Consider the following 9,416-nt stretch of genomic DNA (forward strand, 5'->3'; position numbering starts at 1 on the left):
TCTCGGTTGGCTTCGCAACCCCGAGCTACCAAGAGGCCCTGCCTTCATGCCCGCAGCCGGCGGCAACCACCCGATCGAGACTCCCGTTCGACGCACACCCCTCAAGATCGGAACGACAACAGCTACTGAGACGGTTTGCCTCGGCGAGCAGCAGAGCTTGGAGGGTCAATGCCCTGCTGTGGCCTCGATGGTCGCCCCAGGCGTCGGTCTCCTGGAGCGCACGCCTGATCAGTTCTGAGGCTGTGTGGTCGCCTTCGTAGAGGGCCATGTCTGCCAGCCCCAAAGTGACCCAGGTATGCCCGCGGTGGTCCCGGACGGCGTGCAGGACCTGGGCAGCGTCCTCGTAGTGGGTGCGGGCCGCGGCCCATCGCGGATCCTGTGCAGGACGACTCGTGGCGGAGCATCCGGGCCAAGGGCCTCCAAACCAGCGGTGAGGGAGCGAGCAGCCGCCCGTCGTGCTCTCCTTCTCGGTATCGGCGCGGGTGCGCAGGATCCAGCCGATGCCACGGATTTCCTCGTTGGCGGCGAACAGGGCCTGGGCTTCGTCGAGTTGGGCGTGTGCTTGGGTGTATCGAGCGTGGTGCCGGCTGATCACCGCCCTTTCCCGCAGGGTCCAGGCCAGCCCGCGCTCCAGCGGCAGGGCCCGGAAGCGCAGCTCGGCCGCGGTGAGCGTTCGCTCGGCTTCCCGCAGTGCGCCCTGCTGGCGCTGCAGGATTCCCAGGTTGCCCAGGGCGTCGCTTTCGCCGTGACCGTCACCTGAGCCGCGGAAGAGAGCGATCGCTTCGCTGAAGCACTCTGCGGCCACGTCCAGGTCATCGCCACCGTCGCGCAGGGCTTCGCCAAGGTTGCGCAGCAGTGCGGCACGGGCCTGGCCATCCCCCAGCCGGTCGGCCGCATCCAAGGCGAGCCCGTGGACCTGACGGCTGATGTCCCAACGCCATTGATGCTCAAGAGCGATACTCATCGCGTCGGTGATCTCCCAGCACAGCTCCCACCACCCGCGAGCGTGAGCGTGGGCGACGGCTGCCACCAGAACGGCACGCTCGGCTTCGAACCAGTGAACGGCCTCCCACATGTCGCCTGCCACGGCGTCCTCCGGCGGGGAACGACGGACTGCCCCGTCACGGCCGCTGTGCCGGGCACCTGCCGGCCGTAGCTGCGCGTCGGCTGCGTCGGCCGCGCTGAGGAAGGCACCGAGCAGACGCCGCACGGCACTGTCGGCCTCGCCCACCGACTGCTCGGTGGCTATCTCCTTGGAAAACCCGCGCACGAGATCATGCAGCACGATGCGCTGACCGCCTGTCTCGCCGCGGCGAGCCTGCACGAGATGAGCCAGCAGAAGCTCCTCCAGGCACGCGTCAGCCGCATCGGCGTCCACGTCCAGTAGAGGCGACAGCGCCCACGTCGGCAGGTCGGGTGCGTCCAGGGCCGACAACAGCCGGAACGCACGCCGCTGCAACGACGGGAGCGCCTCATAACCGGCGCGGAAGACCGCCCGTACGCTGCGCTCGCCCAGGCTCAGCACATCCAGCCGCCGGTGGTCGTCGGCCAGATCGCGGGCGAACGCGCCCAAGGTACGCGCGGGAAAGGTGGCCAGCCGCGCTCCCGCGATACGAAGGGCCAACGGGAGCCCGCTGCACAGACCGACCACAGCGCGGCCTGCTTCAGGGTCCTCGTCCACCCGGTCCGGGCCGCTGATCCGTCTCAACAGATCCCAGGCGGCGCCCTCGTCCAACCCCGGCAAAGCGACGCGCTCATCAACAGCCAGCGTGGCAAGGGCCTGTCGGCTGGTGATCAGGACAACGCACGAAGACCCACCCGGAATCAGCGCACCTACCTGCTGTTCACTGGCCGCGTTGTCCAGGACGATCAGGACACGCCGATCGGCCAACTCCGTACGGAACTGCCGTGTCCGCCCGGCCACATCATCGGGGATTCTTCCGCGCGGTGTTCCCAGCGCCGCCAGGACGTCTCCCAGGACCTCGCCCACCGCAGCAGGACGTGCTTCCGCCCCGTTCAGGTCGACGAAGAGCTGACCGTCGGGGAATAACTGCATCAGCTGGTGAGAAGCCTGCACCACGACAGATGTCTTGCCGATCCCACCCGGCCCGTGCACCAGACACACCCTGCACCCGCCAGGACGCTCAGCAGCCTCCACCAGCCGCGCCACCTCCTGGCCGCGCCCAGTGAAATCCGCCAGTGCCGGCGGCAACTGACGCGGGATACCGGACGATTCCGAAAGAAGAGCCAGCGCGTGCGGCGACAGCAGCATCCGCAATTCCTCAACGCCTGCAGGATCCTCACCCAGAGCCAGTACCAGCCGCCGTCTCAGCTGAACCTGTGCAGCAGAAGAACGGCCCGCCTCCTCGACCAGGGCCGCACCCTCCTCACCAGGCAGCCGTCCGACCATCCACCGGTACAGCCGCCCCAGCCGGTCGGCCACCGACTGCTCCACACCCTCCACCGCACGATCCGCCAGACCAGCGCCCAGCCTCTTCGCAGACACGATCGCCAAAGCGACAACTGCCGCCACGAGCTCCTCAACCGTCATCGACCGCCCCCATCCGGAGCTGCAACAACCGCGCCGTCCCACAACGCACTGCCGCCGCCCCGACAGCAGTCATGCCCAGAACGCCGCTAAACGGTACCCCCCTCCACCGACCTCGGTGCGGTTCAGACCGGGCCTGGTCCTGCGACAGCCTTGCCCGTCTCTCTGTCGGCCCACGGCGTCTTCAGTGCGCATTTGCGGTCACTGGCCTACGCCGCGAGCGCTCACCTGTGAAAATGCTGGCGGGCAGCTTCACACAGTAGGGGGTCAGGTGCCGCGTCAGTTGAACGAGCGTCAACTGCAGGTGCTGCGGTGGGTCGGGCAAGGCTGCCCTGAGGGTATTTGGCGGGGAGAGGCGCACAAGCTCAGCTGTCAGGCGCTACAGAGCCGAGGACTGGTCAAAGTCTCCAGGGGGAAAGGGAAATGGTCCGCGACTCTCACGACCTCCGGCCAGTATTTCCTCGACCACGGTAGCCATCCTCCCGACAAATCTCGTGCCACAGGCACCGCTCCCGTGCAGAAATCTGCAGCGCAGCCGACAGCCGCCTCCGGCAGGAAGAAAACCGGCAACCAGGTAGCCACGCCACCATCGCCACGGCCATCGAACCCCAACTCCGGACCCCGAAAAGGGAAGAAGACCGTCACGGAGCAGCTCCTGGAAGAGCTTGCCGAGGCGGGCGGCCGGATCGTCAAACGGGAAGCCAACGCCCGGGAGACCGAGAAATGGCCGATCCGCGTCGCCGCTGCCCGGAGATCGAGGAAGATCCCAAAGACCAAAGAGCTACACGGAGGCTGGTGCCGTGACGGCTATGAAATCCGACTCGTCGACACGCCCGCCTGGCGCTTGGCCACCCTGACACCCATTCCGGTACCGGCGCGACTCGTGCAGCCGCATCCAGTCGTCAAAGCCCTGCAAGGACTCTCTCATCCCATGGGGCTGACCAAGTCCGTGCAGAACCGGGCTCTCCGACTCATCCATGCCCTGCTCACCGCAACACAGAAGGCGGGGCACACCGCCGCAATCGGTAACGCGAATACAGCACCGCTACCGCATCGTCGGCGAAGCGGCCCACCTCACTTCACCATCACGGCGCAGGGCCAGACATGCGAACTCCGCCTCCTGCAGGAACAGGACCGGGTCGAGCACGTCCCCACGCAGAAGGAACTCGCGGATGCGCAGAAGCACTCCTGGGTCAGGATCCCCCGCCACGACTACTCCCCCGCCGACCGCCTGCGAATCTGTCTCAGCGGTGGGCTGCACCACCGGGCCGGCGAGTGGGCCGACACGGCCGCACGCCCACTCGAGGACCAGCTCGCCGAAATCGCGCAGGAGATCGGCCTTCGCGGACAGGCAGCCGAACACAAGCGACTGGCCGACCTGGAAGAAGCACAGCAGAAGCTCCTGCGATGGGAAGCCGCCAAGCGCCAGGCCACGACCGAATACGCAGAGGCATACCGTGGGCGCCACCTCGAAGCACAGCACGCAGTGTGGCAGCGTACAGCGGGCCTCGTCGAGTACGTCGGCGCACTCCGACTTCACGCAGAAAGTCTGCCGCCCGGGCCGGCCAGGGAGGAAGCCAAGGCATGGATCGCGTGGACCGAGAGCCACGTGCAACGCCTGAACCCGCTCAACGGTTCACCGTTGCTACCGGAAATCCCCGAGCCTCGCGCCGAGGACCTCCAGCCGTTCATGCACGGCTGGAGCCCCTACGGACCCACCTGAGCACCCACTCCGCCGGACTCCCGGCGCCGGCGACGGGTGACCCAGCCGCCGCCGAGACAAGATACAGAAGCCGCGAGACACAGCCCCGCGAACCGTGCCCCTCTTGCCTTCGCGTCTCACAAATGTGTCACGGACTGGATCGACGCCACCGATCCTCTACGCTCTGACCTGGCCTTTCGTGGACCCGCATGCTCTCACTGGACCGGCATGGACGGCATTTCCAACCTGTGCCATGTCGTGCCCAGTGAGGGACCCAGGATCAGGACAGGTGCGTCTTCCGGTCCGTCAAAGCGGTATTGAAGGGTGCCGGTCTGTGCGTCGCTCACTCGACTTACGCTCCCACATCTCACGGCCGCCTCTGTGACGGGGGCTGTGAGGATGTGGCCCTGATCGGGTGAAAGACCTCTCGGGCGACGCGCTGACTGAGGCATCGGACGATCTCACGCCGGGTTCCGCCCTCCGCCGCCGGGCACGGGCGGAACCCCCTCTGCGTCCACTGAACGCCTCTGCCGAGCCGTGTTTCAACCCGGCTGGGTGGGCAGCCAGTGGATGACCTCGGCAGACTCTCCGGTAACGTCGGAATATGAGTCATCCGCATCCCGAACTGAAAGCCGCCCCTCCCCTGCCTGAAGGAGGGCTGAGGGTCACCGCCCTGGGCGGCCTTGGTGAGATCGGCCGCAACATGACCGTCTTCGAGCATGCCGGCAAGCTGCTCATCGTCGACTGCGGCGTTCTGTTCCCCGAAGAGAACCAACCCGGCGTGGACGTGATCCTGCCGGACTTCACCTCGATCCGCGATCGTCTGAACGACATCGTGGCCGTGGTGCTCACCCACGGCCACGAGGACCACATCGGTGCCGTGCCGTACCTGCTGCGCGAGCGCTCCGACATCCCTGTCGTGGGCTCGAAGCTGACACTGGCGTTCCTGGAGGCCAAGCTCAAGGAGCACGGAATCCGGCCGCGCTCGGTACGAGTAAGCGAGGGCGACCGACGCAAATTCGGCCCCTTCGACTGCGAGTTCGTGGCGGTCAACCACTCCATCCCGGACAGCCTCGCGGTCGCGATCCGTACCGGCGCCGGGATGGTGCTGCACACCGGCGACTTCAAGATGGACCAGTTCCCGCTGGACGACCGCATCACCGACCTGCGCGCCTTCGCCCGTCTCGGCGAGGAAGGCGTCGATCTCTTCCTCACCGACTCCACCAACGCCGAGGTCCCCGGCTTCACCACCTCCGAGCGCGAGCTGAACCCGGCGATCGAGCAGGTGATGCGTACCGCCCCGCGCCGGGTGATCGTCTCCAGCTTCGCCAGCCATGTGCACCGCATCCAGCAGGTCCTGGACGCCGCGCACCAGCACGGCCGCAAGGTCGCCTTCGTGGGCCGTTCCATGGTCCGCAACATGGGCATCGCCCGCGACCTCGGTTACCTGAAGGTTCCCAGCGGCCTGGTCGTGAGTACGAAGGAAATGGAGAAGCTGCCGGACCACAGGATCGCCCTGGTGTGCACCGGATCGCAGGGCGAGCCCATGGCGGCTCTGTCCCGGATGGCCAACCGCGACCATGTGATCCGTATCGGCAAGGGCGACACCGTCCTGCTCGCCAGCTCCCTGATCCCCGGCAACGAGAACGCCATCTACCGGGTGATCAACGGGCTGACCCGGTGGGGTGCCCATGTCGTCCACAAGGGCAACGCCAAGGTGCACGTCTCCGGGCACGCCAGCGCCGGTGAGCTCGTGTACTGCTACAACATCGTCAAGCCCCGCAACGTCATGCCCGTGCACGGCGAATGGCGCCACCTGCGGGCCAACGCCGACCTGGCCATCCGTACGGGAGTCGATCCCGAGCGGGTGGTCATCGCCGAGGACGGCGTAGTCGTCGACCTGGTCGACGGGCGAGCGAAGATCACCGGCAAGGTGCCCGCGGGCAACGTCTACGTGGACGGCATGGAGGTCGGCGGCGCCACCGAGGCTTCCCTGAAGGACCGGGTCACCCTCGCGGAGGAAGGCGTGGTCACCGTGGTGGCGATCGTCGACGCCGACACGGGTGCCCTTGCCGAGACTCCCGACTTCCTGGCCCGGGGGTTCGTCCACGACGACACCACCTTCGAACCCGTCATCCCCGTCATCGAGAAGACTCTGGCGACCGCGGCCCAGGAAGGCGTCGGTGACGCACGCCAGCTGGAACAGCTCATCGCCCGTGCCGTGGCGAACTGGGCCTTCCGTACCCACCGCCGCAGGCCTCTCATCATCCCCGTCATCATCGACGCCTGACCGACAGCCCCCTCCCCCTTGCCCTGCCCTACCAGCAGGGCAAGGGGGAGGGTCGTTTCCAGGCTGCGTCCACACCCGCTCGCGGAGCGGCGTTCCAGGCACCGGCTTCGGCTACCGACGGTGCGTCAGAAAGGTAACCGTATGAGCGCGCGTTTCGAGGAGATCGACTGGCGCCCGACAGCGATGGGCGACATCAGCCTGCGGCGTCGGCGCGACCCGGTGTCGGGCGCCGATGTCTACGAGGTGAAGCTCGGCGACGAGTTCCTGATGTCCAGCCTCTTCACAGCCGGCGAGATCGCGCTCGCGGAACTCGGACTGGCCGAACTGCCCGGCAGCGATCTGGATGTCGCCGTCGGCGGACTCGGGCTCGGGTACACCGCCCAGGCCGTGCTGGACGACCCCCGGGTGCGCTCCCTGGCCGTGATCGACACGCTCGCCGAAGTCATCGACTGGCATCAGCGGGGTCTGGTCCCTCTCGGCGCCCGGCTGAGTTCGGACGCCCGGTGCCGCCTGGTTCAGGGCGACTTCTTCGCGATGGCGGCCGATGCGAGCGGTCTGGACCCGAGGGAGCCGGGCCGCCGCTTCCACGCCATCCTGCTGGACGTCGACCATTCGCCGCGCCATGTGCTCCACCCGCGCCACGCGGCCCTCTACCAGCCTGCCGGGCTCCGCGCTCTGGCCGAACACCTGCGTCCGGGCGGGGTGTTCGCCCTGTGGTCGAACGACCCGCCGGACGAACAGTTCACCGCCGCTCTCGCAGAGGTCTTCCCGAAGTCGGCGGCCCATGTCGTCGACTTCGACAATCCCCTGCAAGGCGGCACCTCGACCAACACCGTCTACGTGGCCGGCACAGAACCGGGCCCGCGGTAGGCGAACGGTTCGGCCGGACACCGCCCTTCACCGGAGGCCCGACGACGGACGGCCCCGCCGCCCCGCCGGATCAGGGCTCCGTCGGGTTGCCGAGGCCGGTGAGGGCGCCGACCGGGTCCAGGTCGGGGGTGCCACGGGGCCACCAGTCGTCGTGGCCCGGTTCGGACTCGTACGCGTACCAGAGGCCGTCGCGGCCCAGGCGCAGCTGTATGTGGCCGCGCGGGTGGGTGAGGTGGTTGCGCCGGGGTCTGAAGGCGGGAAGGTCGGCGGCAAGGAGGAGAGGGCGGGCGCGGTCGAACCGTCCCGCCGGCGGGTCCCAGGCCTCTTCGAGGACCTCGAGTCCGTCGAGCCCGCCCTGCCGCCAGGCGGCCACCGCACGCGCCAGATCCGCTGTGCTACGGCCGACAGCTCTGGCGAGCGAGGAGTAGAGGGCGCGGGTGCCGGCGGTGAGGCCGGAACCGGGGCGGGCGGCAGCGAGACGTACGGCGTCCTGCCACAGGGTCAGCTCACCGACCGGGTCGTGGCCGCTGGTGAGCAGCGTGTGGGCGCGGGCGGCGGCGTCCGTCGCCAACTGGTCCAGCGCGAAGGGGTCCGGGCCGCCCGGGGACGCCGGGTAGGCCGGGGGTGGCTCGGTGTGCGGGCGGGGCGGCAGCGGGGCCGGGAGGGGCGCGCGGGTGCGCGGGGCGAGTGCGTCGGAGGCCCGGACCCCGGGGAAGGACCGCGGCTGCTGCTCCTGAGCGGCACGGGCGGCGCGGGCCGCGTTGCGCCGGGACAACTCGTCGAGCACTTCCCGCTCGCCCCGGCCCCGCAGGAGGAGCAGGACGAAGGGGTCGGTGTCGAGGAGGCGGGCGGTCTGGTAGCAGAGTGCGGCGGCGTGCTTGCAGGGATGTCCGGAGTCGGGGCAGCTGCACAGGGGTTCGAGGTCGCCGGGGCCGGGCAGCAGTGGAGCCCCGCAGTCGGCGAGGGACTGGGGCAGCTCCTTGTCGAGCAGCGCGGCGATGTGCCCGGGCCGCTCCACGGCGGCGTCCAGGAACCGCTCCCACTCCTGGTCGCCGAAGGTGCGCAGCCGCACCTGGACACGGTACGGCCGGGGCCGGGAGCCCTGCACATAGGCGAGTACGAGCCCCGGTGTCACGGTGATGGCGTCGACATGCCCCTTCGCGGCATACCCGCGCCCCCGCACCAGCCGGGCGGCATCCAGCGCGCCCTCCTCCAGGGCGGCCACCCAGGCGTTTCCCCACCAGCTCTCCGCGAAGCCGCCCTGCTGGGACGACGTCTCCCGGTTCGTCGAGGCAGGGAGGGCGGGGAAGGTGCGGCGCAGCTCACCGTCACGGCCGGGGGCGGCCATGGAGGAGGACGGGGCGGCGAGGCGCGAGGTCCTGGGGGGAGCTTCGACGGGGGGCGCCGCCTGCCGGAACCTGGCCATGTCGCGGGTGTCCCGGGTGTACGGGGTGTTCCGGGTGGCCCGTGGCCCGGCCGGTGATGCCTCCGGGGCCTCGGCGCCCGCGCTCACTTCTCGCGAAACAGGCGCGGCGACGGCACGCAGGACATCCCCGACGGTCACCGGCGGCGACGGATCCGTGCCTGGCCCGTCGTCCCGAGTCTCGGGGCCCCTCACCGGAGCCGCCGGGGACTCCTCGGTGGGCAACTCGAAGGAACCGGCGAGCAGTTCCCGTACATCACGCCTGCGGTCGCCGGGACTCCGATCACGTGGGTCGAGCCCGGGCACGGGCCGGACGGGCCGACGGGTGGCTTCGACAGTCACCGTCACCGTCTCCGTGTCCGGACGGGCCCGGCGCGCCTCCCCACGGGCGGCGCGCAGCGCCTCCCGGGCGACATCCCCGGGGCGCCCGCCCTTGCGGTCCCCGGTGTCGGCACGCGCCGTCGGAACCTCCCGAACCTCCGGGCCGGTCACGTCCGCCGCCTCCGCCTGGGCGACCTGGCCCCCGGCCGGCGTCGTCGCGCCCCGCAGAGCGGCACGAGCCGCGTCTCCCGGCCGGGTTTCC

The 9,416-nt window shown here is 69.4% G+C and carries 5 protein-coding genes; 3 read left to right on the forward strand and 2 right to left on the reverse strand.

Annotated features, from left to right (window positions below):
* Window positions 1-25: 25 nt before the first annotated feature.
* A complete protein-coding gene (locus G3I56_RS42410) occupies window positions 26-2,551 on the reverse strand; it encodes a tetratricopeptide repeat protein (protein WP_164418843.1) in 2,526 nt (841 codons plus the stop codon).
* Window positions 2,552-2,831: 280 nt separating this feature from the next.
* Between G3I56_RS42410 and G3I56_RS43465 the strand changes: the two genes are divergently transcribed.
* The 3 genes from G3I56_RS43465 to G3I56_RS42425 all read left to right on the forward strand — a co-directional run bounded on the left by G3I56_RS43465 (window position 2,832) and on the right by G3I56_RS42425 (window position 7,410).
* Window positions 2,832-4,271 carry a hypothetical protein gene (locus G3I56_RS43465; RefSeq protein WP_203691945.1) on the forward strand — a complete coding sequence of 480 codons (1,440 nt, stop codon included), beginning with the start codon at window positions 2,832-2,834 and terminating at the stop codon, window positions 4,269-4,271.
* Between the two features lie 583 nt (window positions 4,272-4,854).
* A complete protein-coding gene (locus G3I56_RS42420; RefSeq protein WP_164418844.1) occupies window positions 4,855-6,540 on the forward strand; it encodes a ribonuclease J in 1,686 nt (561 codons plus the stop codon).
* A gap of 141 nt (window positions 6,541-6,681) precedes the next feature.
* Window positions 6,682-7,410, forward strand: coding sequence for a spermidine synthase (locus tag G3I56_RS42425; RefSeq protein ID WP_164418845.1), 729 nt, complete (start codon window positions 6,682-6,684; stop codon window positions 7,408-7,410).
* Window positions 7,411-7,480: 70 nt separating this feature from the next.
* Here G3I56_RS42425 and G3I56_RS42430 read toward each other — a convergent pair.
* Window positions 7,481-9,416, reverse strand: a 1,936-nt coding sequence (locus tag G3I56_RS42430; protein ID WP_343240231.1) for an SWIM zinc finger family protein, incomplete at its 5' end; no start/stop codon positions are given.

Origin of the sequence: Streptomyces sp. SID12488, from assembly GCF_010548275.1 — a bacterium.
GTDB lineage: Bacteria > Actinomycetota > Actinomycetes > Streptomycetales > Streptomycetaceae > Streptomyces.